At 34.6% G+C, this 23378-nt stretch carries 19 protein-coding genes, 2 tRNA genes, 2 rRNA genes and 1 pseudogene; 16 read left to right on the top strand and 8 right to left on the bottom strand.

Annotation, left to right across the window (positions count from 1 at the left end):
* Positions 1–5 precede the first annotated feature (5 nt).
* Together WP_RS05755 and WP_RS05760 are read right to left on the bottom strand one after the other, a co-directional pair.
* On the bottom strand, positions 6–1790 hold the full coding sequence (locus WP_RS05755; protein ID WP_007302519.1) for a ribonucleoside-diphosphate reductase subunit alpha: 1785 nt from the start codon (positions 1788–1790) through the stop codon (positions 6–8).
* A 48-nt stretch (positions 1791–1838) separates the two neighbouring features.
* Positions 1839–2909: a methyltransferase domain-containing protein gene (locus tag WP_RS05760; protein WP_007302520.1), complete on the bottom strand. Its 1071-nt coding sequence runs from the start codon at positions 2907–2909 to the stop codon at positions 1839–1841.
* A 325-nt stretch (positions 2910–3234) separates the two neighbouring features.
* Between WP_RS05760 and WP_RS05765 the strand changes: the two genes are divergently transcribed.
* The 3 genes and pseudogenes from WP_RS05765 to WP_RS07745 form a co-directional block, all read left to right on the top strand.
* Positions 3235–5999, top strand: a 23S ribosomal RNA gene (locus WP_RS05765).
* 67 nt (positions 6000–6066) lie between these two features.
* A 5S ribosomal RNA gene (gene rrf, locus WP_RS05770) occupies positions 6067–6173 on the top strand.
* 191 nt (positions 6174–6364) lie between these two features.
* Positions 6365–7222 (top strand): annotated as a pseudogene (locus tag WP_RS07745) (IS66 family transposase); the annotation flags it as partial.
* Here the strand turns inward: WP_RS07745 and WP_RS05775 are convergent.
* From WP_RS05775 to rpmH, 3 genes are read right to left on the bottom strand one after another with little or no spacing between them, the layout of a single operon-like run.
* Positions 7201–7422 (bottom strand): hypothetical protein, encoded by a 222-nt coding sequence (locus tag WP_RS05775; protein WP_007302521.1) that lies wholly within the window; start codon positions 7420–7422, stop codon positions 7201–7203. The pseudogene WP_RS07745 and the gene WP_RS05775 overlap by 22 nt on opposite strands.
* Before the next feature lie 60 nt (positions 7423–7482).
* A complete protein-coding gene (gene rnpA, locus WP_RS07225; RefSeq protein WP_081439702.1) occupies positions 7483–7860 on the bottom strand; it encodes a ribonuclease P protein component in 378 nt (125 codons plus the stop codon).
* Positions 7844–7978: a 50S ribosomal protein L34 gene (rpmH, locus tag WP_RS07230; protein WP_010404613.1), complete on the bottom strand. Its 135-nt coding sequence runs from the start codon at positions 7976–7978 to the stop codon at positions 7844–7846. Before rpmH ends, rnpA begins: the two co-directional genes overlap by 17 nt.
* 107 nt (positions 7979–8085) lie before the next feature.
* Between rpmH and pstC the strand changes: the two genes are divergently transcribed.
* The 3 genes from pstC to WP_RS05790 all read left to right on the top strand — a co-directional run bounded on the left by pstC (position 8086) and on the right by WP_RS05790 (position 11054).
* Positions 8086–9174, top strand: a complete 1089-nt coding sequence (pstC, locus tag WP_RS05780) for a phosphate ABC transporter permease subunit PstC (protein ID WP_012482001.1) — start codon at positions 8086–8088, stop codon at positions 9172–9174.
* A gap of 96 nt (positions 9175–9270) precedes the next feature.
* Positions 9271–10707, top strand: coding sequence for a F0F1 ATP synthase subunit beta (gene atpD / locus WP_RS05785; RefSeq protein ID WP_007302524.1), 1437 nt, complete (start codon positions 9271–9273; stop codon positions 10705–10707).
* Positions 10708–10712: 5 nt separating this feature from the next.
* The gene (locus WP_RS05790) at positions 10713–11054 is read left to right on the top strand and encodes a F0F1 ATP synthase subunit epsilon (protein WP_012482002.1); all 342 of its coding nucleotides are present in this window, start codon (positions 10713–10715) and stop codon (positions 11052–11054) included.
* Between the two features lie 130 nt (positions 11055–11184).
* Here WP_RS05790 and WP_RS05795 read toward each other — a convergent pair whose 3' ends face one another.
* Positions 11185–14631: a hypothetical protein gene (locus WP_RS05795; RefSeq protein ID WP_012482003.1), complete on the bottom strand. Its 3447-nt coding sequence runs from the start codon at positions 14629–14631 to the stop codon at positions 11185–11187.
* 409 nt (positions 14632–15040) lie between these two features.
* Here WP_RS05795 and fsa point away from each other — a divergent pair, with 409 nt between their 5' ends.
* On the top strand, positions 15041–15685 hold the full coding sequence (gene fsa / locus WP_RS05800; RefSeq protein WP_007302527.1) for a fructose-6-phosphate aldolase: 645 nt from the start codon (positions 15041–15043) through the stop codon (positions 15683–15685).
* A 774-nt stretch (positions 15686–16459) separates the two neighbouring features.
* On the opposite strand, the gene WP_RS05805 is transcribed toward fsa, so the two are convergent.
* Both WP_RS05805 and WP_RS05810 read right to left on the bottom strand, forming a co-directional pair.
* On the bottom strand, positions 16460–16927 hold the full coding sequence (locus tag WP_RS05805; protein ID WP_007302528.1) for a hypothetical protein: 468 nt from the start codon (positions 16925–16927) through the stop codon (positions 16460–16462).
* Between the two features lie 132 nt (positions 16928–17059).
* Entirely contained in the window at positions 17060–17776 is a 717-nt protein-coding gene (locus tag WP_RS05810) for an SDR family NAD(P)-dependent oxidoreductase (protein ID WP_007302529.1), read from the bottom strand.
* 202 nt (positions 17777–17978) lie between these two features.
* Between WP_RS05810 and carA the strand changes: the two genes are divergently transcribed.
* The 9 genes from carA to rplB all read left to right on the top strand — a co-directional run bounded on the left by carA (position 17979) and on the right by rplB (position 23378).
* Positions 17979–19067, top strand: a complete 1089-nt coding sequence (gene carA / locus WP_RS05815; RefSeq protein ID WP_007302530.1) for a glutamine-hydrolyzing carbamoyl-phosphate synthase small subunit — start codon at positions 17979–17981, stop codon at positions 19065–19067.
* Positions 19068–19176: 109 nt separating this feature from the next.
* Positions 19177–19258 (top strand) — tRNA-Tyr (locus WP_RS05820).
* Between the two features lie 4 nt (positions 19259–19262).
* Positions 19263–19333: transfer RNA gene (locus WP_RS05825), tRNA-Gly, on the top strand.
* 78 nt (positions 19334–19411) lie between these two features.
* Positions 19412–20584 carry an elongation factor Tu gene (gene tuf, locus WP_RS05830; RefSeq protein ID WP_007301992.1) on the top strand — a complete coding sequence of 391 codons (1173 nt, stop codon included), beginning with the start codon at positions 19412–19414 and terminating at the stop codon, positions 20582–20584.
* Positions 20585–20598: 14 nt separating this feature from the next.
* A complete protein-coding gene (rpsJ, locus tag WP_RS05835) occupies positions 20599–20919 on the top strand; it encodes a 30S ribosomal protein S10 (RefSeq protein ID WP_012482004.1) in 321 nt (106 codons plus the stop codon).
* Positions 20920–20928: 9 nt separating this feature from the next.
* Complete coding sequence (gene rplC, locus WP_RS05840; protein ID WP_012482005.1) at positions 20929–21651, top strand: 50S ribosomal protein L3; 723 nt, start codon at positions 20929–20931, stop codon at positions 21649–21651.
* A gap of 2 nt (positions 21652–21653) precedes the next feature.
* Positions 21654–22268 (top strand): 50S ribosomal protein L4, encoded by a 615-nt coding sequence (gene rplD, locus WP_RS05845; RefSeq protein WP_007302533.1) that lies wholly within the window; start codon positions 21654–21656, stop codon positions 22266–22268.
* The gene (locus WP_RS05850) at positions 22265–22552 is read left to right on the top strand and encodes a 50S ribosomal protein L23 (RefSeq protein ID WP_007302534.1); all 288 of its coding nucleotides are present in this window, start codon (positions 22265–22267) and stop codon (positions 22550–22552) included. The genes rplD and WP_RS05850 overlap by 4 nt, the downstream gene beginning before the upstream one ends.
* 1 nt (position 22553) lies before the next feature.
* Positions 22554–23378 carry a 50S ribosomal protein L2 gene (rplB, locus tag WP_RS05855; RefSeq protein WP_007302535.1) on the top strand — a complete coding sequence of 275 codons (825 nt, stop codon included), beginning with the start codon at positions 22554–22556 and terminating at the stop codon, positions 23376–23378.

A 23378-nucleotide genomic window follows, 5' to 3' on the forward strand; every position in this document is an offset into this window, starting at 1 on the left:
ACAGTCTACTGGCATGATAGACATTCATCATAATTAATATCTGTTTTTTGTTGCAATATTTCACTTTTTTTGAATATGTCATGTGAGACCTTGTCAGCTCTCTGCATTGATTGTGATCTGCAATAATACAAGCTTTTTAATCCTTTTTTCCAAGCAAGCATATGTATTTTGTGTAAGTAACGTTTATGCACATTGGCAGGTAAGAACAGATTTACTGATTGAGATTGACAAATATAAGGAGTTCTATCACTTGCATGTTCTATGATCCATTGTTGATCAAGTTCGTATGCTGTTTTAAATGTCAGTTTTTCATGCTTGCTAAGAAAATCTAAATGCTGAACAGAACCCTCATTTGTTGAAATTGAGGACCATATTTCATCATTGTCTTGATTTTTTTCTGCTAGTAGTTTTTGCAAGAATTTATTTCGTACTACAAATGAACCTGTAAGTGTCTTCTGTATAAATACGTTTGCTGCATATGGCTCTATTCCAGGGGAAGTGTTGCCTGCGATAATCGAAATTGAGGCAGTTGGAGCAATAGCGAGCTTATGTGTAAACCTTTCCATTAGATCGATTTCTTTAGCATCAAGACATGGACCTTTTTCTTCTGCTAATTTTTTAGAAACTACATCTGCTTGCTCGCGCAAATGCTTAAATACTTTTTTATTCCATTGTTGGGCTGTTACTGATTCAAAAGGAACCATTTTACTTTGTAAAAATGAATGAAAACCCATCACGCCAAGACCGATACTACGCTCTCTTATTGCGGAATATTTTGCTCGCTGTATTTCATTTGGTGCTTGGTTTATGAAATCCTCTAATACATTATCAAGAAAACGCATTATATCTTCTATGAAAAGCTCATTATCTTTCCATTCTTCGTAGTATTCAAGATTTACGGATGATAAACAACATACAGCAGTGCGTGACTTTTTCAGGTGATCGTAACCTGTAGTTAAAGTTATTTCACTGCATAGGTTTGACATTTTGATGTCTAAGTTGAGTTTTTTGTAAGATTCTGGCTTATTGTTATTTGTTGCATCAAGGAAAATAATGTAAGGTTCTCCAGTTTCAACTCTTGCTGTTAATATTTTAATCCATATATCCCGTGCTTTTACTGTTGAAATAACTTTATTGTTATGAGGGCTTATTAAATCCCATTCTTGATCATCTTCAACAGCTTGCATAAACTTATCTGTTACTATTACAGCATGATGTATATTTAATGCTTTGCGATTTGGGTCACCACCAGTTGGCTTACGTAAATCTAGAAACTCTTCTATTTCTGGATGCCATACAGGAAGATAAACTGCTGAGCTTCCTCTTCTTAAGGATCCTTGGCTGATTGCAAGCGTCAGAGCATTTTGTACTACGATAAATGGCACAATTCCTGATGTTTTACCGCTACCTTTGACACTTTCACCAATTGAACGTAAATTTCCCCAATAACTACCTATTCCACCACCACGTGCAGCGAGCCAAACATTTTCATTCCATAAATCAACTATTCCCTGCAAGCTATCTTCAGTTTCGTTAAGAAAGCAGGAAATAGGCAATCCTCTCTTGGTACCACCATTACTAAGTATTGGAGTTGAAGGCATGAACCATAAATTGCTCATGTAATCATAAAGACGCTGTGCATGCTCTTTATTATCAGAGTAGTAATTGGCAATACGTATAAAGAGATCTTGATAACTTTCATTTTCTATTAAATACCTGTCCAATAGAACTGCTTTTCCAAAATCAGTTAATTTACTATCCTTTGCGTAGTTAATAGCAATGTAATTCATAAGACTCCCTTTATGATAATATAGACATTTATTTGAGCGATTTCTCGATTAAGTTGTTAAATTTTTTTGTGGATACTGTAATGCAAACAAGATACCATCAACTTGGCTGCCATATATTTTACAGTAACTCATTTGACTTATTTGCATATTTGTTTCTTTTGCAACATGCTGAATATAATCTTCTGAGTGACGAAAATAATCTCCTTTGTTTACAAAGTCAATACCTTTACCTTCCTTTCTTCTTACTAAACATACAATAACCCCTTTTTTGTTTGTCAATCCTTTTGCTAGTTCCAATTCTGCTAGAAAATCATGTAGATAGTGTAGCACTTCAGCAAAGATAATTACATCATACTGCTGGTTCTTCTCTTGTTTAAGAAACTCTTTCATTTCTGTATGTATTAACTCATCGTAAACAGGTTTACCTTTTATAAGGCATCCTCTTGCAATATTGAGCATTCTATTTGAGATGTCAACTCCTGTTATGCGACTTCTAATATTACTTATTTTTAGGAAGTGACCACATATTCCAGTACCGCAACCAAGGTCGAGTATATTCAGTTTAGAAGTGGAGTTGTTAAAGACTTTTGTAATTATCATGTGTACTAGTTCATGCCCTCTGTATTGTTTGGCAATTAGCCAATGCTCAACAAAATATTCACCTGTGTAATCAAAATATTGCTTTATGAGATTTTCAGGCAATTCCACAATATCTGATGTGTTTGTTATTTTCTTTATATAGTAAGAAGCTTCTTTATGACTACTATCTAATTTTAGGGTTTTTGTTAAATAATTATAAGCTTTGTTAGTATTGCCTACTGCAAAATGACATCTTCCGATATTATACCAGACTAGAGGTAAATTAGGGTAGAATATGCTAATTAACCAAAATCTTAACTTTGCATCTGATATATTACCTTTATAGAAGTGATATAACCCGATTTCAGTGTTGGTATTTAACAGGTTTTTAGATTTTTCAAGAAACACTACAATTTCTTTATGGAGAGTACTGTATTTATCCATAATGAAATTTTTTACTTTTTTACTATTTAATAAGCCAGTGAGCTTGGATATACAATTTAAAGCAAAGTTTTTTATAAAAGATAGATTACTTTTCATACATTAGAAATACTCCAAATGTTCATTTTTAGGTAACTAATTTTAACACATTTTATCTTACAAAATATCTTTTTCATTAATTTTTCTGTACATATCAATTTGTCAAATATTTCTTAGATTATAATGTTTAAGATTGCTGGTATATTGTTGTTGATAATAATAGGTAAATGTTTTGTGTAAAAAGGCGTTGACATATGATTTATCAGATTGTAACATATAAAAGATTAGTTTTTAGATGTTTGAAAAGTTTTATGGTAGAGATTATTTAATCTCAATTCAATTGTAAGTTAATATTTAACTCTGCATATTCTACATATAGTCAGATAAATAAATTATTAAGAGCACTTGATGGATGCCTTGGCGTTAAGAGGCGATGAAGGACGTGGCAGGCTGCGATAAGCTGCGGGAAATTGTCAACAAATTTTGATCCGCAGATTTCCGAATGGGGAAACCCAACTAGCTTAGCTAGTTATTATATACTAAGTATATAAAGCAAACTTGGTGAACTGAAATATCTAAGTAGCCAAAGGAAAAGAAATCAACCGAGATTCTGTTAGTAGTGACGAGCGAAAGCGGAAAAGGCTAGTGATTTAAAAATAAGAATTAGAATACTCTGGAAATGGTAACCATAGAAGGTGATAGTCCTGTACAAATAGAAAGTTTTTAAATCCTTGAGTAGAGCGGGGCACGTGAAATCCTGTTTGAATATGGGGGGACCATCCTCCAAGCCTAAATACTCCTTAACGACCGATAGTGAACAAGTACCGTGAGGGAAAGGTGAAAAGAACCCCGGGAGGGGAGTGAAATAGAATCTGAAATCAAGTGCTTACAAACAGTTGGAGCTCTATATCAATTTATTGATATTTAGAGTGACAGCGTACCTTTTGCATAATGGGTCAGCGAGTTAATCTATGAAGCAAGCTTAAGCCGATAGGTGTAGGCGTAGCGAAAGCAAGTCTGAATAGGGCGTTTAGTTTTATGGATTAGACCCGAAACCAAGTGATCTAGTCATGACCAGATTGAAGGTATGGTAAAACATACTGAAGGATCGAACCAGTTAATGTTGCAACATTATTGGATGAGTTGTGATTAGGGGTGAAAGGCCAATCAAACTTGGAAATAGCTGGTTCTCCGCGAAATCTATTTAGGTAGAGCGTTGTATTTATGTTGTTGGGGGTAGAGCACTGGATAGACTAGGGGGATTCATCATCTTACCAAATCTAACCAAACTCCGAATACCAATAATTAATTATACAGCAGACACACTATGGGTGCTAAGTCCGTGGTGGAAAGGGAAACAGCCCAGATCACTATCTAAGGTCCCAAAATTACAGCTAAGTGGGAAAGGAAGTAGAAAAACCATTACAGCTAGGAGGTTGGCTTGGAAGCAGCCATCCTTTAAAGAAAGCGTAACAGCTCACTTGTCTAAATAAGTTTTTCTGCGCCGAAAATGTACCGGGGCTAAAGCTGTATACCGAAGATGTGGGTGCTTATTAATTTCGATTAATAGGCGCGGTAGCGGAGCGTTCCGTAAGTCTGTGAAGGTGGTTTGTAAAAACTGCTGGAGATATCGGAAGTGAGAATGCTGACATAAGTAGCGTAAAAGAGTGTGAAAAACACTCTCACCAAAAATCTAAGGGTTCCTACGTTAAGTTAATCTGCGTAGGGTTAGTCGGTTCCTAAGGCGAGTCCGTAAAGGAGTAGTCGATGGCAATTAGGTTAATATTCCTAAACCTCTTAAGTGTGACGGGTTTTGTATTTGTATAGGTCTTATTGGATTGATCTATGCTTAAAAGAAGCTCCAGGAAATAGCACTTATATTTATGAGGCCGTACCGTAAACCGACACTGGTGGATGAGTAGAGTATACTAAGGTGTTGAAAGAATGATGTTGAAGGAACTCGGCAAATTATACCTGTAACTTCGGAAGAAGGGTAACCTGCTTTTAGGCAACTATAAGTAGGTGGCACAAAATAGGGAGTAGCGACTGTTTACTAAAAACACAGGACTCTGCAAACACGTAAGTGGAAGTATAGGGTCTGACGCCTGCCCGGTGCTGGAAGGTTAATAGGAGGGGTGCAAGCTCTGAATTGAAGCCCCAGTAAACGGCGGCCGTAACACTGACGGTCCTAAGGTAGCGAAATTCCTTGTCGGGTAAGTTCCGACCCGCACGAATGGCGTAACGATTTCTCCACTGTCTCCAACATCACTTCAGCGAAATTGAATTCCCCGTGCAGATGCGGGGTACCCGCGGTTAGACGAAGAGACCCCGTGCACCTTTACTATAGCTTTACATTGCTATTAAAAATGTGATGTGCAGGATAGGTGGGAGACTTTGAAGTTATGGCGCTAGCTATAATGGAGTTAACCTTGAGATACCACCCTTTACACTTTTGATATCTAACTATGTTTCATTATCTGGAACTAGGACATTGTATGGTGGGTAGTTTGACTGGGGCGGTCGCCTCCTAAAAAGTAACGGAGGCGTGCGAAGGTAAGCTAGAGCTGGTCGGAAATCAGCTTGATAGTACAATGGCATAAGCTTGCCTGACTGCGAGGCTGACAAGCCAAGCAGAGACGAAAGTCGGTCATAGTGATCCGGTAATTCTGTATGGAAGGGTTATCGCTCAACGGATAAAAGGTACGCCGGGGATAACAGGCTGATGGTGTTCGAGAGTTCATATCGACGACACCGTTTGGCACCTCGATGTCGACTCATCACATCCTGGGGCTGGAGAAGGTCCCAAGGGTTCGGCTGTTCGCCGATTAAAGTGTTACGTGAGTTGGGTTTAGAACGTCGTGAGACAGTTCGGTTTCTATCTGCCGTGGGTGAAGGAAATTTGAGAAGATCTGACTCTAGTACGAGAGGACCGAGATGTATATACCTCTGGTGTACCAGCTGTTATGCCAATAGCATCGCTGGGTAGCTATGTATAGATGGGATAATTGCTGAAAGCATATAAGCAAGAAACCCTCTTCAAAAAAATTTCCCAATTAAGGCCGTGGGAGACTACCACGTTGATAGGCTAGGTGTAGAAGCATGGTAACATGTGAAGCTAACTGGTACTAATAGCCTGATTGATTTATTTGCTTTCTATATGTGCATATGCAGTGTTAAATATTAAGTTAAAATTTATTAAGTCAGAAATTTTTGTTGACTTGGTGGCTATAGCAAAAATGAACCACCCGATCTCATTTCGAACTCGGAAGTGAAACTTTTTAGCGCCGATGATACTTAAAAAGGGAAAGTAGGTCGTTGCCAAGTTTATAAAAATTTCTTCTTATTTATATCTTTTCAGTAGAGCGATGAAACAAGGTAAACATAGAGTAGCTGTGAGGTAATATAACTGATCTTTTAGAACTCTGCGAAAACTTTAAGATAAAAGTAGAAAATTTAAAAGTAGAATTTGTCACTTATTTCCAAATTAGGAGGAGAGATAGCAACATTTAACAAATCATCAAACAATTGATCTTCCGAAAATCAAACTTTATATAATTGAATATTAATTAAGTTGTTGGAGATGAGGAGAAAGAAGAAGTAGCAAACTACCAAAAAGCAGATACATTTGGTCCAATAGTTAGGTGATAATTGTAGCACTCAGTGGATCTTATAAAAATTCAAAACGTGAAAATTATAAGTGATGTTTTTAATGTGAATTGAAAGCGTATCAAATAGTGAATATAGAATTCCCTCAAATGCAAAAAGGTGTATGAGCAAATCGAATAAGAAAAGTGAGGTTTTGCGCATCAACGTGTTATAATAAAGGTAAACTTGGTTAGTGCTGAAGCAATACTGCAAGTTTTAAAGGGAAAGAAGATTTAAAAGACAGTGTATGTTGCAATCGTAATAGTCGCTGAAAGGTACTTTGAAACATAGCTGGACTATTGAAGTTAAAATTCTGGGCTGTTACTTAAAAAACGCATCCACTGAATTATTTATGCTAAAAAAAGCTTTATTAAAAAATGAAACAGAAGTGTAAGAAAGTTGCAAAACGTATAAGGTATTACTTGAAGCTACCTATCTGAAGCAACTGGAGCTTCTCAAGTTGCGAAAAATATTTTAAAATCTGAAAGAATGATGTGAAATTTTTTAAGTAAACCAGAAAGTATTCCACTATCACGCTGAACAGCAAATTAGGCATTATATCGTTTACTGTAAAAGCTCATATTTTACGTAATCAGAGCTAGGAACTTGAAAGGATAATTTCATTATACTTAACATGGAAACAAAGAGAACTATACAATCCCCTACCTATCGTTTCTTCAACCACTTCCCTGAACGGGTACTTTTATCAAACTATTCTCTTATTGTAATGAGTTGCTTCTATATTAAAATTTAGCAATTTCCCTCTAGGATTATCTTTATTTTGTTCTAAATATTGGCTTTGTTCAAATGCCATTCCCCATTGTGTACGATAGCTAGACTTTCTATATTCATAAAAACTCTCTTCAGCATTATTTGTATCGAGCTTTTTATCTTGTTTTTTTATACTTTCTACCTCAAGCACCCACATCTATTAATTTATTTTAAAAACCTCACTTATCTTATCATAAAAAATATAGCTGTAAATACTTTAGTGAAAATTCCTTCTTATTTTATCTTTCTTTAAGCAAATATTGAGGTCTTTTTGTAAATTTTTATAGCCTGCTTGCATAATGTTTTGATGGGTTAGTATTATGTAATAGTATCCTACATTACTTATATTAGAAATGCTAACTTTAGCTAGCATTCGTAATTGCCTTTTTATTTTATTTCTTTTTGCTGCTTTTCCGACTTTTTTACTGATAGCCAGACCTACTCTAATAACATGAATATACTTTTCAGGTTCTCTTTCTTTTATAGCATATAGTGATATATATACCCCTCGATAAAAAAGACTGTAAGATGCTAATCTGTTTTTAAAAGCAAAGGAAAACTCTTTTTTTTTATGCTTACTATGCGCATAATTTATTACACCCTAATGAGCGACGCTTATTAAGAATTTTTCTTCCAGCTTTTGTTGACATACGTGAACGAAATCCATGTTTGTGCTTTTTTTTTAAATTTTTTGGTTGAAATGTTCTTTTCATTGTTTTTATATTAATATGACTATTTATTTTAAACTATTTTGCTCTATTGTCAAATAATGGTCAACTTCTGTGGCATTCTTGTTGAATAAAATTTGATATATGGAAAAATGAATTTAATTATAGGCGTACTTGTTTTACTAGTCCTTTTATTTTGTTTGAGTAAGTTTCAAGCAGTAAGTAAAGTTAAGTCTTATATATATTTGAGTTGTATGTGGATGCTACCTTGTTTGTTAGCATTCTATGATGGTTATTTTATAACTTCTATTTCTATAGCGTTACTTTTTTTTATGCTGATTTTTATCCTTAAAGGTAAAAGAAATAAGATGGTAAAATTTTTGTTATTTATGGCTTTAGCAATATCACTTTTTATCACTTTATTTATAATGCTATCTATTTTTGTTCAGTCCATTTCTTTTTTTAATAAAGTAGCTATTTCAGAATTCTTATTTTGCTTAAAATGGAAGCATAATGTAGCTATTATTGGTGAAGGAGAGGTGGGGTGTTTTGGTATAGCGCCACTTTTAGTGGGGACATTACTTATAACTATTGTAGCAATGTTAGTTGCGGTGCCGCTTGGTTTATTTTCTGCAATATATATTAGTGAGTATGCGAGTGAAAAAGTGCGTTATGTTATTAATACAGCCTTACAGGTTTTGTCTGCTATTCCTACTGTTGTATATGGATACTTCTCAGTTATATTTTTGTCTTTTTTTATAAAGCAGGTAGCAAATTTTTTTAATTTAAGTATACACTCAGAAAGTGCTTTGATTGCTGGTTTATCGATCGGGGTAATGATTCTTCCTTTTATTATTTCTTTGCTTGAAGATGCTATAAGATCTGTTCCAAAAAGTTTACGTTATGGTTTTATGGCGCTTGGCGCAACACCAGCGGAAACTATATGGCATATAACAATACCTTATGCAATGCCTACAATTTTAAGTGCAATTTTATTATCAATTTCAAGAGTAATAGGTGAAACAATGATTGTACTAATGGCTGTGGGAATCAATGCAAATTTGACCTTTAATCCTCTCAATTCAGTTACTACTATCACTGTACAAATTGCTACATTACTTACCGGAGATCAGGATTTCAATAGTGTGCAAACTCTTGCTGCTTATGCGCTTAGTTTGGTGCTGTTTGTTATTACTTGGCTATTGAATGCATTTGCATTGTTTATAATGAAACGTAACTAGTAAGTGTTTTAATATTGCAAAATTTCTGTTAATAATATAAGATTTATTTTCTTTAGAAGTTCTTTTATAGAATTGTAGTGTTAGGTGATGAAAGAGATGAGTACAGGTAAAGTAGTTAAAATAACTCAAGCAGTTGTTGATTTAAAATTTGAAGACGGGTTGCCTAAGATATTTAATGCTTTAAAAAGCAAACTAAAATATAAGGGCAAGGAGCTAGTTTTAGAGGTTTCACAGCATATAGGTGACAATATAGTTCGTTGCATTGCTATGGATAGCACAGATGGTATGTCAAGAGGTGATGAGTTTGTTGATACAGGTGCACCAATATCAGTTCCGGTTGGACGCTCAACTTTAGGAAGGATTTTTAATGTTGTAGGGGAGCTTATAGATGAGTGTGGTCCGCTAAAAGGAAAGTATGATTTAGAACCTATACATAGATCACCTCCAAGCTTTACTGAGCAGAAGATACAGGAAGAAGTTTTAGTTACAGGAATAAAGGTTATAGATCTTCTTGCTCCTTATCTTAAAGGAGGAAAAATTGGCTTATTTGGTGGAGCTGGTGTTGGTAAAACAGTTCTGATAATGGAGCTGATTAACAACATAGCAAAAGCTCATAAAGGATTTTCTGTGTTTGCTGGAGTAGGAGAGAGAACGCGTGAAGGTAATGATCTTTATAACGAGATGATTACTTCGAATGTAATAGATATAAATGAGCACGAAAAATCTCAAGCCGTTTTGGTTTATGGTCAAATGAATGAACCTCCTGGAGCAAGGGCTAGGGTTGCTTTAACAGCACTAACTATGGCGGAGTATTTTCGTGATCATGAAAATCAAGATGTTCTATTTTTTGTAGATAATATCTTCCGTTTTACTCAAGCTGGCTCTGAAATTTCTGCTTTGCTTGGAAGAATACCGTCGGCTGTTGGTTATCAGCCAACTCTTGCGACTGATATGGGCGCTATGCAAGAGAGAATAGCCTCAACTACTGCTGGTTCTATTACTTCTGTACAGGCTATATATGTTCCTGCAGACGATTTGACCGATCCAGCTCCAGCAACGACATTCTCTCATCTTGATGCAACCACAGTGTTGTCAAGGCAGATAGCTGAAATGGGTATATATCCTGCTGTTGATCCACTTGACTCAACTTCTCAGTCTTTATCTGCTGAAATCATTGGTGAAGAACATTATAATGTGGCTTCTGAGGTGAAACGTATATTGCAAACTTATAAGTCGCTGCAAGATATTATCGCAATACTTGGTATGGATGAACTATCTGATGAAGATAAAATTATTGTTGATAGAGCTCGTAAAATTCAGAAGTTTCTTTCTCAACCTTTTCATGTTGCGGAGGTATTTACTGGCATGTCTGGCAAATTTGTTTCACTTTCTGATACTATTTCTAGTTTTAAAGGAATTATTGAAGGTAAATATGATCATCTGCCAGAAGCTGCTTTTTATATGGTGGGAAGTATAAGTGAAGCAATAGAAAAGGCTGAATCAATAAAAGCTGAAGTTGGAGCCGGACATTAAAGATTATGAACACTTTTAAGGTGCAATTTTTTTCTCCTGATAATCGAATTTCATTCGATGAAGTGGTTTCGCTTTCAGTGAATGGGCTTGAAGGAGAGCTAGTGATTTTAGCTTACCATTCTCCTTACTTAATTTATTTATTGCCTGGTATAATTACTGCTCAAATGAGTAACCAGACAAAGGAAAAAGTTGTAATTGATAATGGTATATTAGAGGTTGCAAATAATAATTGTAGCATTATAACGAATCAAATTCAGGTTTTTGATCATTTGACTCATGATGAGGAATCATTAAAAGATAAGAGAGTTGGTATATATTTAAGTTATCTTGATGTCAAATCTCTTTAGGGGCTCTTTTTTGTTCAAGAAATAAGTCTACTCTTGTCATCTCAATGTTTGTCGTTCAAGTAGCTGACACACAACTCGGATGACAAGAGGGGCTACTTGAATAAAGAAGCCGCTGGTCTCATGTGCATCTTTAAACATTTTCACGCTGACTTTGGCTACACACCTTTGAGGGACTGCTGATTAAGTCTAGAAGTGAATTACAGTGATCGCTATGAAATGCGCTATCAAGGCTTAAAGACCTAGATTTTTTTTCTGAATCATCAATTTTCTCTGTAAGCTGGTAAAACATTTTTGAATTATTATCAAAAACTTCCTTTTTATTAACAAGTACTTGATCAATTACTGGACTTAACAGTTCTACTTGGCTATTTAAGTATTGTACTTTATCGTTTAGCTCTTTTTTTTCTCTTATTAATCTTTCAATCTCATCTTCATATTCTTTAAACTTTAATTCCAGTGATGGACGGTACTTATTAACTATTTCTTCTTCTATCTCCTGCCGTAATTGCCCTCTTATTGTCTCGATCTGCTCATCTTTAAGCTCTAGCTCGTTCTTTAACGTTTCAAAATCCCACGTTAGCTGATCTGCCTCTTGTTCATCAGATTCCAAATGTGCGTTATGCTCATTTTCTAAATTTTGTATTTGAGATTTATAACTCGCTATACACTTATCCCTTGCACTTATCATGTGTTCTGCTTCCTCTATCTCTTCCTCTTTTTTTTCAAACTGGTTCAATTTACCTTGTCGTTTCTCTTGTTCTGCATTAGCAGTTTTTAGCTTTTCCTTCAGTTCTTCTACCTTTTCTTCCAGTTCCTTATTTTTTCCATAAATTTCTTGAATTTTCTGCTCTTGCTCCTTATTGAGCTGGATTATTCGCTCATCTGTTTTACTCATTTCTTCCTCAAGTCTTTGTTCCTTTTCTTTACACTCAACTTGTAAATCATTGCACTGTTCCTCCAATTCCTCAATTTTTTGCTTAGCCTCCACGAGTTCTTGTTCTGATTCTACTTGCTTTGCTTTTAACATTTGATTTGCTTCTTTCAGTAATAATAACTCTTCTTTCAAATCTGATATTTGTTGTTCACTGCTTTCTTTTGTACTATTGCTATAGTGTTCTAATTGATCAAGCTTGTCTTCCAAACTATACTTTTCTTCTTTCAGTTGATTTAATTCCTCGTGCAATTTTCTTAACTCACTTATCAACTCTTCTTTTCCTGCATTGGCAACTTCCAGCTTTTTCTTCAGGTCTTTCTTTTCTTCATATGCACCTTCAAGTTCTTGCGCTCTTTCTTGCAGCTCTGTTGATATATTTTCTAGCTTCTCATCTTTTTGTGTTAGTCCAATTTGCAATTTTACGTTTTTTTGCTTTTCTTCTTCAAGTTTATTCTGTAAATCACTATTGCACTTCTCTAATTCTTCAATTTCTTGCTTAGCCTCCATGAGTTCCTGTTCTGATTTTTTTTGCTTTATTATGCAATTACTTAACAGCTGGTCTAATTCCTCTTGCAATTTTCTTAACTCACTTATCAACTCTTCTTTTCCTGCATTGGCAACTTCCAGCTTTTTCTTCAGGTCTTTCTTTTCTTCATATGCACCTTCAAGTTCTTGCGCTCTTTCTTGCAGCTCTGTTGACATATTTGCTAGCTTTGCATTTTTTTGCTTTTCTTCTCCAAGTTCATTCTGTAAATCACTATTATGCTTTTCAAATTCTTGCTCAGCCTTGTCGAGCCTATATTTTAAATTCGTTAAGCGCTCATTCTCTTCGATCATTATACGTTCTGCTTGCTCGCTCTCTATCTGCAATGTATCTTCCAGTTTCTTATTTTTTACATTGGCAACTTCCAGCTTTTTCTTCAGGTCTTTCTTTTCTTCATGTGCACTTTCAAGTTCTTGTATTTTCTCTTGCAGCTCTGTTGATATATTTTCTAGCTTCTCATCTTTTTGTGTTAGTCCAATTTGCAATTTTACGTTTTTTTGCTTTTCTTCTTCAAGTTTATTCTGTAAATCACTATTATGCTTTTTTAACTCTTCAAATTTTTGCTCAGCATCTTCGAGTCTACATTGTAAGTTGTTTCTCTGCTGATTTAACTCTCTAATTTCTTGCTCAGCCTCATCGAGCCTATATTGTAATTTATTCTTTTGCTCGTTTAATTCTCTAATTTCTTGCTTTTCTTCTCCAAGTTCATTCTGTAAGTCACTATTGTGCTTTTCTAACTCTTCAAGTTCTTGTTCAGCCTTGTCGAACCTATATCGTAATTCGTTCCTCTGCTCATTTAATTCTCTAATTTCTTGTTCAGCTTTTGTAAGCTTTTGATCTAGTTGTTGTGAGTTAACTTCTGTTTGCGCTGCAGCTTCTTGCAAATTAACTTCTGTCTGAGTTTCAGTTTCTTGAGAGCCAATTCCTGTTTGAGTCTTAACGTGTTGCACAGAGACCTCTGTTTGAGTTTCAGTGTGCTGTAAATTAACTTCTGTTTGAGTTGCAACTTCTTGTAAACTTTGAATTTCAGCCTGTTGAGAGCCAATTTTCGTTTGAGTTTCAGTGTGCTGTAAACTAATTCCTGTTTGAATTGCAACCTCTTGTAAATCAACTTTTGTCTGAGTTTCAGTCTGTTGAGAGCCAATTTCTGTTTGAGTCTTAACGTGTTGCACAGAGACCTCTGTTTGAGTTTCAGTGTGCTGTGAATTAACTTCTGTTTGAGTTGCAATTGCCTGAGTTGCAATCTGCTGTGGATTAACCTCTGATACATTGTTGCTAGTGAAAGAAAGAATAGGATTGCTTTTAGCATCATTTTCAAGATCTTTCATCTTTTCGTCTTGATTGATTACGATATGTTCGTTATTTTGCAGATTACTAACAGCCGGTGCAATGTTAGCATTTTTGTTCTTTTTCAATAATGCTTTTACAGCATCATGTAGAGAGAGGTCTTGAATATATAATTCCTCATTTTGTCTTATTAATTCCCAAAACTCCTCAGGTGGCGATTCAAAATCTTTACCATTAAACTGTAGTACTTTAGTTATACCAGAATTACTTACATTCATAACCATAGTACAGGTAAAAGTTTTCCCATCCTTGTCCTGCACAGGCCAAGTGCTTGTCATTTCATAATATGCACCCTCTTTAAATTCATAATGTCTTTCCTTACCTTTTCGGTAAGCGTATATGTCATGCTTTTTATTGCAATAAATATTCAATGTGCTAATATCCCTTTCTTGCTGTAAGATATCACTAATTCTTATTGGCTCACTTCTATTGTAATTAATAAGATTAATGTTTAACACTTTATCAGAATTGTTAGTTTCTACATAAAAAGCTCGAAGGTCTATGTCTTTGTCTCTAAAATACTTACTTACAGCTTTTTTTGCCTGATTTGCTAATTCTATAAAGTTTTTTTTAAAGCTCTTGTTGAAAGATAGATCTATATATGCTTGCTTAAAATTTTCATCATTTGTCAAATCCATGAGCAAGTCATAAATCTCCCATTTGTCCTGATAGTATTCTTCTAAAACAGTAATGCTATTTTTTCTTTTCAGTTCTGCTAATATGTTTTTCAATGTCAGGAAATTTGTTGACATAGTATACCCCCTATTACTATTGTTTTGATAATATATTTACTTTGGGAGTGATTAACTCCTTTTGTATTAACCTTTTTAGTTGAATTTAATTGCGAGCGTTAAACTAGATCTTAGTCATTTTGTTTATTGTTCCCCACTATCTATTTGTGTTACTATACTAATAGTAGCACTAAGTTTTAGGCTATGCAAGAATTTCTATTGAACGTAAAGCTAGTAAACTTCAGAAATTGGTTATGCTAATTTTGTTAATAAAATGCAACCAATTAAGGAAAGCGCTATACTGTGTCTCAGTGCAATATTTTCTTTCCTAACGGACTGAAAATTGAGTTGAGTTAAAAATCCGATTTTATTTAATACTTTTCAAAGATGACAATATTTTGTAAAAATAGGTTTTTAATAGGACAATAATATGGAAATTTTTCTTGATAGTGTTGATTTGAATGAAATTAAGGAGCTAAAAGAGTTCATTGATGGTATAACAACTAATCCTTCTTTAATAGCAAAATCTGGACATAAAGATAAGTACGAAGATTTAGTAAGCGAAATATGTTCTATTATAAAAGGACCTGTTAGTGTTGAAGTTGTTGCAGATAGCCATGAAGATATGGTTAAGGAAGGCCTTAAGTTAGCGAAAATCGCTAGTAATATCGTAGTAAAGTTACCTCTTACACATGAAGGATTAATTTCTTGTAAAAAGTTGTGGACAGAACATAAAATACCTGCTAACATTACATTATGTTTTTCTCCTGGACAAGCACTGTTTGCCGCTAAGGCCGGTGCTTGTTTTATTTCTCCCTTTGTTGGTCGCCTTGATGATATAAGCTATGATGGCTTATCGCTAATAGAAGATATATGCACTATATATTCTAATTATAATTTTAAGACAAAAGTTCTTGTTGCATCAGTAAGAAGTCCAGCACATGTAATAGAAGCTGCACGGCTTGGTGCTCATTCAATTACTGTGCCAGCAAAAATACTTAGACAGTTAATTAATCATCCACTTACTGATCAAGGGCTCGCAATATTTGAAAAAGACTGGGGCGTAAAACAATAAATGACATTGCTAAAAAAGACATAAAAACACAATAATTTATATAAAAAGGACATAGGTACCATCTGTCCTTTAAAGACATGTAGGTCAATGATATGCGTAATTCAGTGTTTTAAACATGATAGTCCTCCACTAATAAAAAAGATTGAGAAAAATGTATACAGCTACGACCGAAGTATAGCTAAAATATATTTTAACTGAAGATTATAGATTAATTGAATTGAAAAGTCTGCAGACGAAGATAGATTCCGAGCTCTAGAAGACCTTCACCGTGCATGGTAACAAAACTATTAGAGTTTGTCAAGTAATTTTTTATCGTAATTTTACGAACGTGCCATGCCAGTAATTATATCTAGTTAAATTTGTAAAGTAATACAGTGTTTTCGATAGTTATAAAAAAGCTGGATTTCAGTACTGGAGTAACATTTTGGAAATTGGGATGAAAAGAGGGAAAGTACTGGTTTGAAATTAAGTTTTCTGGATTCCAGTGCTGGAATGACAAGAGAGGAGCTCCAGGTACAGCTGTTACCTATAGAATGGCAGTACTAGAATGATAACAAACTGAATGACATATTTAATCTCTATACAGATGTACATCACGCACCGATTTCCATTCAAGGTAATGTTATTCCAGCATTGGAATCCAGTTAGATTTGCGAGTATAAAAGTAATACAACATTTTTGATGATGGAAGCCATTACTAGTATAACAAGAAAGGAAGTGCTGATTTCAGTGTTTATACGTTAGCCATGCATCTAAAAATTTATAAACAAAAGATTACACTTCACAACTTTGTGATGGAATAAGTTTTTCAATGCTGTTGACGCAAAACTCAGTTGTATTATTAGCTATTTCATCGAATTTATCATTTATATCCTTACCTATTTTTTCATCTTTAATATATTCATACAGAGCTAAAATAGCTATAGTTGAACATATTGCGATGAAACCAACTTTTGCTGTAATAAGTAATGATAGCCCACCTGCAAGTATGGACACTGCTCCAATAGCTAGGTTTATAATTTTATTTTGTGTTGATTGATTCTCTTTATCCTCTAAAACGTTTGATATTGCTTTTGAGGCAATTTTTATTGCTATTGCTGTAGTTGAGATTATAACAAACATCATAGCTATTTTTGCTAAGAGAAAAATTGATGGTAGCATTATTACAAGAAACAGTGAAGCACCTCCTATAAATAACCATTTCTCATTTATTTTTTTAGACTGATCTGTATTATTAGGCATTGCAACCCTCCACTTTCATTAACAGTTTATTCATATAATATGAAACATGCGATAGTCAAGATGTTTTTGTGTGGAGAAGCTTGCGATTGAGTTTTGAAGAGCTTTAGCTTTACAAGATGATAGATTTGGTGATTATCGTAAGATTCTTGCAGTCATTTTAGTGGGAAGAATTTGTAAAATATGAAAAAATAACCGCCAGAAAATTGGAAACGCTATAACTTTCTTTCCTTTAAATATACTTTTTAAAATATATGCTGCAGCTTTTTCTGGCTCCCATATGAAGGGAAGTGGTTTATTAGACTTAAACATATCTGTTTTTACTGGCCCTGGCATTATGGTGATAAACTTTGTGCTACTGTTAGAATATTGGATTTTTAGTGATTGAAAACAACTTTTTAGTGCTGCTTTGCTGGCACAGTATGCAGAAGCATGTGGTGTTGCATGCATAGCAACAAGAGAAGATATAACCGCAAAAGTTGCCAAGGAATTATGATGAATCCATTCTTCAATCCAGTTGATAACGCCAAAATAATTGGTTTCAAATGTTTTTCTATGAATGTTGGTATGAAACTTATCTTCTATTTCGCCACATCCTGCATTAAGAAAAAAGAGATTTGGTATAATATTTTGCTTTTTTAAAAAATCAGACGAGTTTTTAATATTTTCACTTTTGCTTACATCACATGTTATAGGTAAAAAATTACTACCTAATTCTTCTTTTAATTTTTCCAGTTTTTCAGTGCGCCTTGCAATGCCAACCACAAACCATCGATCTTTAATGAGCAACCGTGCTAGACTTTCTCCAATGCCAGATGATGCTCCTGTAATGAGACAAGTTTTTCTATCCATGTGAATTTATATAACATGAAGTATGAATGTAATGACTATTGCCTATTCACACAAGTTAAGTTTGCTATAATTTTCCTAAATAATAAAAAAAGAAAGCTACTTATAATTTTGAATTTTATATAAACTTAAAGGGAAATTTAGTATTTGCTTACTTGTAATTTAAAATTCTTATATAATATTTTAAATGAGTTGAGAGAATTAAATGCAGGATGCAGCTTTAGTTTTACAAGATGGCAAGTACTTTTTGGGAAAATCGGTAGGTAAAAGAGGCAAATGTATAGGTGAAGTTTGTTTTACCACCGGTATGACAGGTTATCAGCATACTATAACAGATCCTTCTTTTGCTGATCAAATAATAGCGTTCACTTTTCCTCATATTGGTAATGTTGGAATAAATCACAAAGATAATGAAGGAGAAAAAGTTTTTGCAAGTGGTGTGGTTATGCGTGAACTTTCTCCTATGTCTCACTCTTCTTCATATATTAGTTTAAATGATTGGTTGGAGAAAAATAATGTAGTTGGGATATCGGGAATTGATACTAGAGCTTTGACGAGATATTTGAGAAAACATGGATCTCAAAATGGAATGATATGTCCGTCAAGTGAGGTACATATATTAGATGAATTGAAGAAATACAAATCTGTAAATGGAATAGAAATAACTAAGAAAGTCAGTTTAAGTAATAACTTTCAAAGCGTTCTTAATGCAAAATATAGGGTTGTAATTGTTGATTTCGGTGTAAAAAATAGTATAATCTCACGCTTAGTAGAACTTGATTGTGCGGTTGAATTAGTCAAACCAGATACAGGTTTTGCTCACAAAATATTAAGCATGAATCCAGATGGTATAGTGCTTTCAAATGGCCCTGGTGATCCACAAGAGATAGGAGAGAGTGTAACTTCAGAAATAGAAATTATTGTGAAATCTAAAATACCAGTTTTTGGCATATGCCTGGGCCATCAATTACTTGCAGTTACTTTGGGAGCAAAGACTGTCAAGATGGATATTGGTCATCGAGGGAGTAATCATCCAGTTTATGATCTGGAGAGTAAAAAAGTTGAGATAACTAGCCAAAATCATGGTTTTGTTGTTGATTCAGCTTCTCTTCCAAGTAACGTTGAAGTTACTCATATTTCTCTATTTGATAATAGTGTAGAGGGGATAATGATGAAGGATTACCCAGTCTTTTCTACTCAATACCATCCAGAAGAAGCGCCAGGTACACATGATTCACATTACTTATTTGGGCGTTTTATTGACAATATTTTGTTATATAAAAGTAAAATCTAACTGAAATCAGTTAGATTAGCTTTTATTACTTGATCTTTTGGATTTCGATGTTTAATATTAGGAATAATAAAACTTAAGTTAAGGTAGTGTTCTCTTAACAGATTTTTGTGGAGGAGTGACCGAGTGGTTAAAGGTAACAGACTGTAAATCTGTCCGCATTGCGTACGTAGGTTCGAATCCTACCTCCTCCATTGTGCGGGTATAGCTCAATGGTAGAGCTCTAGCCTTCCAAGCTAGTGACGTGGGTTCGATTCCCACTATCCGCTCTTTTTTTTGTTGTATTTATATAAAATCAACATATTATTTGTTGATGTATTTATATTTTAGGTAGAAGAGTTAAAATTATGACAGCGATAGTAGAAGCATTTGGAAAGCCGCATGTAAATGTGGGAACGATAGGACATGTGGATCATGGGAAGACAACGTTAACAGCGGCGATAACAAAGCATTATGGTAATTTTGTAGCATATGATCAAATAGATAAAGCGCCAGAAGAAAGAAAGAGAGGGATAACAATAGCAACAGCGCATGTTGAATATCAAACAGAAAAGAGACACTATGCACACGTTGATTGCCCTGGACATGCTGATTATGTAAAGAATATGATAGTAGGTGCAGCACAGATGGATGCAGCGATATTGGTAGTGTCAGGGGTTGATGGGCCGATGCCACAAACGAGAGAGCATATATTGCTGGCAAAACAGGTGGGTGTTGGATATATCGTGGTATATATAAATAAAGCTGATGTTGCTGATGCTGATATGATAGATTTGGTAGAGATGGAAGTGAGAGAGTTGCTGAGTAAGTATGGATTTCCAGGTGATGAAGTGCCTATGATAGTTGGGTCTGCGTTAAAAGCATTAGAGGATGATAGTAGTGAGTATGGAAAGAAATCAATAGATAAATTGATGGAGAAGTTAGATGAGTATGTGGCAGTACCTCCAAGGCCTATAGATTTGCCGTTTTTGTTGCCAATAGAAGATGTATTTTCAATATCGGGCCGAGGGACGGTAGTAACAGGAAGAATAGAGAAGGGGGAGATAAAGACAGGGGATGAGATAGAGATAATAGGTCTGAAAGCGACGCAAAAGACGATATGTACTGGTGTTGAGATGTTTAAGAAGTTGCTAGATAAGGGAAGTGCAGGACTCAATGTAGGAATACTACTAAGAGGAACAAAGAGAGAAGAAGTGGAGAGAGGGCAAGTATTGGCAAAACCAGGGACAATAACCCCGCATAAGAAATTTAATGCGGAGGTGTATATATTGAAGAAAGAAGAAGGAGGAAGGCATACACCATTTTTTGGAAATTATCAGCCACAGTTTTATTTAAGGACAACGGATGTAACTGGGAGCATAAAATTGCTAGATGGAAAGGAGATGGTAATGCCAGGGGACAATGTAAGTATAGAAGTGGAGTTGCAAGTACCAATAGCAATGGATAAAGGATTACGTTTTGCGATAAGAGAAGGTGGTAGAACTGTTGGTTCTGGCGTTGTTTCGGAAATTTTAGAATGAGTATAATAACTAAGATGAAGCAAGATATATATATTAGAATCAAAGCTTTCGATTGTTCTTTGTTGGAAAAGTGTATTCGCGAGTTTATTGATCAATTAAAGCAGTTTAATGCAGATTTATCTGGTCCGATTGCGTTGCCAAGAAAAGATTCTAAATTTACTGTTAATAGGTCTCCTCATGTTGATAAAAAATCTCGTGAGCAATTTGAAATGAGAATTTCTAAGCGGTTAATTATTGTACATAATCCTACTTCTACTATGATGAAGATGCTTGCAGATTTATCTTTTTCTGCTGGTGTAGAAGTGGATTTAAAGGTTAAGGAAGTCAATATTTAGGAAAAGGAAATGAAGAGAATAAATTCGCTTAGGAGAATTGGTTTGTTAATGACCAATGTTGGCCATACTGCTATGTATTTTGATAATAGTCGCATGGCTGTAACCTTATTGCATCTCAGCGAAACTTATATTATCGATATAAAAGGACAAGATAAATGTGGCTACAATTCAGTCATTTTAGGCACAGGGGATTTAAAAAAAATAGCAAAACCTCAGTTGGAATATTTAAAGAAAAAGGGTATAAATAGTAAATGTAAATTATACGAAAGTAGATTAACTGATCTATTCGGAATAGAATGTGGTAAAAAGGTGGGGGTTAATCATTTTGTAGTTGGTCAATATCTTGACATTACGGGTTATTCTTTAGGCAAAGGGTTTGCTGGTGTGATGAAGCGGCATAACTTCAGTGGGCTTAGGGCATCTCATGGCGTTTCTATTGCTCATAGATCACAAGGTTCTACTGGTCAATGTCAAGATCCTGGTAGAGTATTCAAGGGGAAGAAAATGGCTGGTCATTTAGGTAATAGCAGAGTGACTGTACAGAATATGAAAATATTATCCATTGATTATGAAAATAGCATAATTGCTGTAAAGGGTAATAATGTTCCTGGGTTTAAAAACTCTTATGTTTTTGTGAGAGATGCAGTTAAAAAGCCTTTACATAAAGATGTTCCTTTTCCAGTAGGTCTGCTGTTGAATATGAGTGATGATGCTAATAATTTGGTGAGTTAGTTATGGAATGTGAATTAGTTGATCTATCTAATAATAATGTAGGTAGTGTTGAGCTTAATCCCTTGATATTTTCTGCCAAGCAAAAATTGAGTATTTTGCATGATATAGTGAGATGGCAATTAGCAAAGAGAAGAGTTGGTGCTCATAAAACAAAGGGTATCAGTGATGTTTCTGGTACAACAGCTAAGCCGTATGGTCAAAAACGTACCGGTAGGGCGAGACAGGGGAGCTTGCGATCTCCTCAGTTTAGAGGTGGTGGAATTATTTTTGGTCCTGTTGTGAGGAGTCATGCTTATTCTCTTAATAAAAAAGTACGTAAATTTGGTTTGAAAATTGCTTTATCTCTAAAATATTTAAATAATCAAGTTGTTGTTCTTGATAGTTTAAATGTTGATGTGAAGAAAACATCTAAAATGTGTGAATATATTAAAAATTTTAAATTTTCTTCTTTTTTAATAGTTGGTGATTATGGAGATGATTTGTTACGTGCTGCTAAAAATTTGCATTATGTAGATTTAATCAAACCTATTGGGTTAAATGTTTTTGATATATTGAATCATGAATGCGTGATGTTAACAAAAGACACTTTAAAGCATCTTGAAGGTAGATTGTTATGATTAAATATAATAATATAATAAAATCTCCTGTAATCACAGAAAAGGCTTCTCTTTTAAGAGAGAAGTTTAATAAATACTCTTTGTATGTTTTTGTAAATGTAAATAAGCGTCAAATAAAATCGGCAATAGAGTCTTTATTTAATGTCAGAATTTCTTCTATAAATGTTATTAGAGTTAAACCTAAATATAGACGTTTCAGGGGTGTGGTTGGTTGTAAAAAACAGAGAAAAAAGGTTTATTTTTCTTTGATGGATGGTCAAAAATTAGATATAATGAGCGTTTAATATGGGTATGAAATTTTTTAATCCTGTTACTCCGTCTTCTCGTGGGACTATATTAATAAGTAAAATTGGTTTATCAAAAGATAAGCCGGAGAAGTCTCTTGTATTTGGCAAGAAATCCAGTGGTGGAAGAAATAATCATGGTAGAATTACAACTCGTCACAGGGGTGGTGGTCACAAGAAGAAGTATAGAGTTATAGATTTTAAACGTAATAGAAGTGATCAGGGTATAGTTGAGAAAATAGAGTATGATCCAAATAGAAGTGGGTTTTTAGCATTAATATCATATAAGGAAGATGATACTAAATCTTATATATTAGCTCCTCAAGGTATGAAGCCTGGTGATGTTGTGACAGCTGGAGATGATGCTGATATTTTGCCAGGGAATTGTTTACTACTCAAGCATATACCTGTTGGTTCTTTCGTTCATAATGTTGAGCTGAAGCCAGGTAATGGTGCTGCGATTGCTAGAGCTGCTGGTTGTTATGCACAAATCGTTGGTCGTGATGGCCAATATGTTTTATTACGACTCAGGTCTGGTCAAATTAGGTTGATTTTATCTTCTTGCAAGGCTACTATTGGTGTAGTGTCTAATCTTGATCATAAAAATAGAAAGCTGGGTAAGGCTGGGAGAAGTAGGTGGCTTGGAATTAGACCTGCTGTGCGTGGAGTTGCAATGAATCCGGTTGACCATCCTCATGGAGGTGGAGAGGGAAAAACTTCTGGCGGTCGTCATCCTGTTACTCCTTGGGGTGTTGCAACAAAAGGAAAAAAAACTAGGAAAAAAAATAAATCTAGTGATAAGTATATAAAAAAATTGAAAGGTTAA

The sequence above is a fragment of the Wolbachia endosymbiont of Culex quinquefasciatus Pel genome (assembly GCF_000073005.1).
In the GTDB taxonomy this organism is placed as follows: domain Bacteria; phylum Pseudomonadota; class Alphaproteobacteria; order Rickettsiales; family Anaplasmataceae; genus Wolbachia.

Bases quoted from the DNA above. Each gene is read 5' to 3' on its own strand.
- WP_RS05805 (WP_007302528.1), bottom strand. From the start codon at position 16,927: ATGCCTAATAATACAGATCAGTCTAAAAAAATAAATGAGAAATGGTTA.
- atpD (WP_007302524.1), top strand. From the start codon at position 9,271: ATGAGTACAGGTAAAGTAGTTAAAATAACTCAAGCAGTTGTTGATTTA.
- WP_RS05810 (WP_007302529.1), bottom strand. From the start codon at position 17,776: ATGGATAGAAAAACTTGTCTCATTACAGGAGCATCATCTGGCATTGGA.
- rpmH (WP_010404613.1), bottom strand. From the start codon at position 7,978: ATGAAAAGAACATTTCAACCAAAAAATTTAAAAAAAAAGCACAAACAT.
- rpsJ (WP_012482004.1), top strand. From the start codon at position 20,599: ATGAAGCAAGATATATATATTAGAATCAAAGCTTTCGATTGTTCTTTG.
- WP_RS05850 (WP_007302534.1), top strand. From the start codon at position 22,265: ATGATTAAATATAATAATATAATAAAATCTCCTGTAATCACAGAAAAG.
- WP_RS05760 (WP_007302520.1), bottom strand. From the start codon at position 2,909: ATGAAAAGTAATCTATCTTTTATAAAAAACTTTGCTTTAAATTGTATA.
- WP_RS05755 (WP_007302519.1), bottom strand. From the start codon at position 1,790: ATGAATTACATTGCTATTAACTACGCAAAGGATAGTAAATTAACTGAT.
- rplB (WP_007302535.1), top strand. From the start codon at position 22,554: ATGGGTATGAAATTTTTTAATCCTGTTACTCCGTCTTCTCGTGGGACT.
- WP_RS05775 (WP_007302521.1), bottom strand. From the start codon at position 7,422: ATGTGGGTGCTTGAGGTAGAAAGTATAAAAAAACAAGATAAAAAGCTC.
- rplD (WP_007302533.1), top strand. From the start codon at position 21,654: ATGGAATGTGAATTAGTTGATCTATCTAATAATAATGTAGGTAGTGTT.
- carA (WP_007302530.1), top strand. From the start codon at position 17,979: ATGCAGGATGCAGCTTTAGTTTTACAAGATGGCAAGTACTTTTTGGGA.
- WP_RS05790 (WP_012482002.1), top strand. From the start codon at position 10,713: ATGAACACTTTTAAGGTGCAATTTTTTTCTCCTGATAATCGAATTTCA.
- pstC (WP_012482001.1), top strand. From the start codon at position 8,086: ATGAATTTAATTATAGGCGTACTTGTTTTACTAGTCCTTTTATTTTGT.
- rplC (WP_012482005.1), top strand. From the start codon at position 20,929: ATGAAGAGAATAAATTCGCTTAGGAGAATTGGTTTGTTAATGACCAAT.
- tuf (WP_007301992.1), top strand. From the start codon at position 19,412: ATGACAGCGATAGTAGAAGCATTTGGAAAGCCGCATGTAAATGTGGGA.
- WP_RS05795 (WP_012482003.1), bottom strand. From the start codon at position 14,631: ATGTCAACAAATTTCCTGACATTGAAAAACATATTAGCAGAACTGAAA.
- fsa (WP_007302527.1), top strand. From the start codon at position 15,041: ATGGAAATTTTTCTTGATAGTGTTGATTTGAATGAAATTAAGGAGCTA.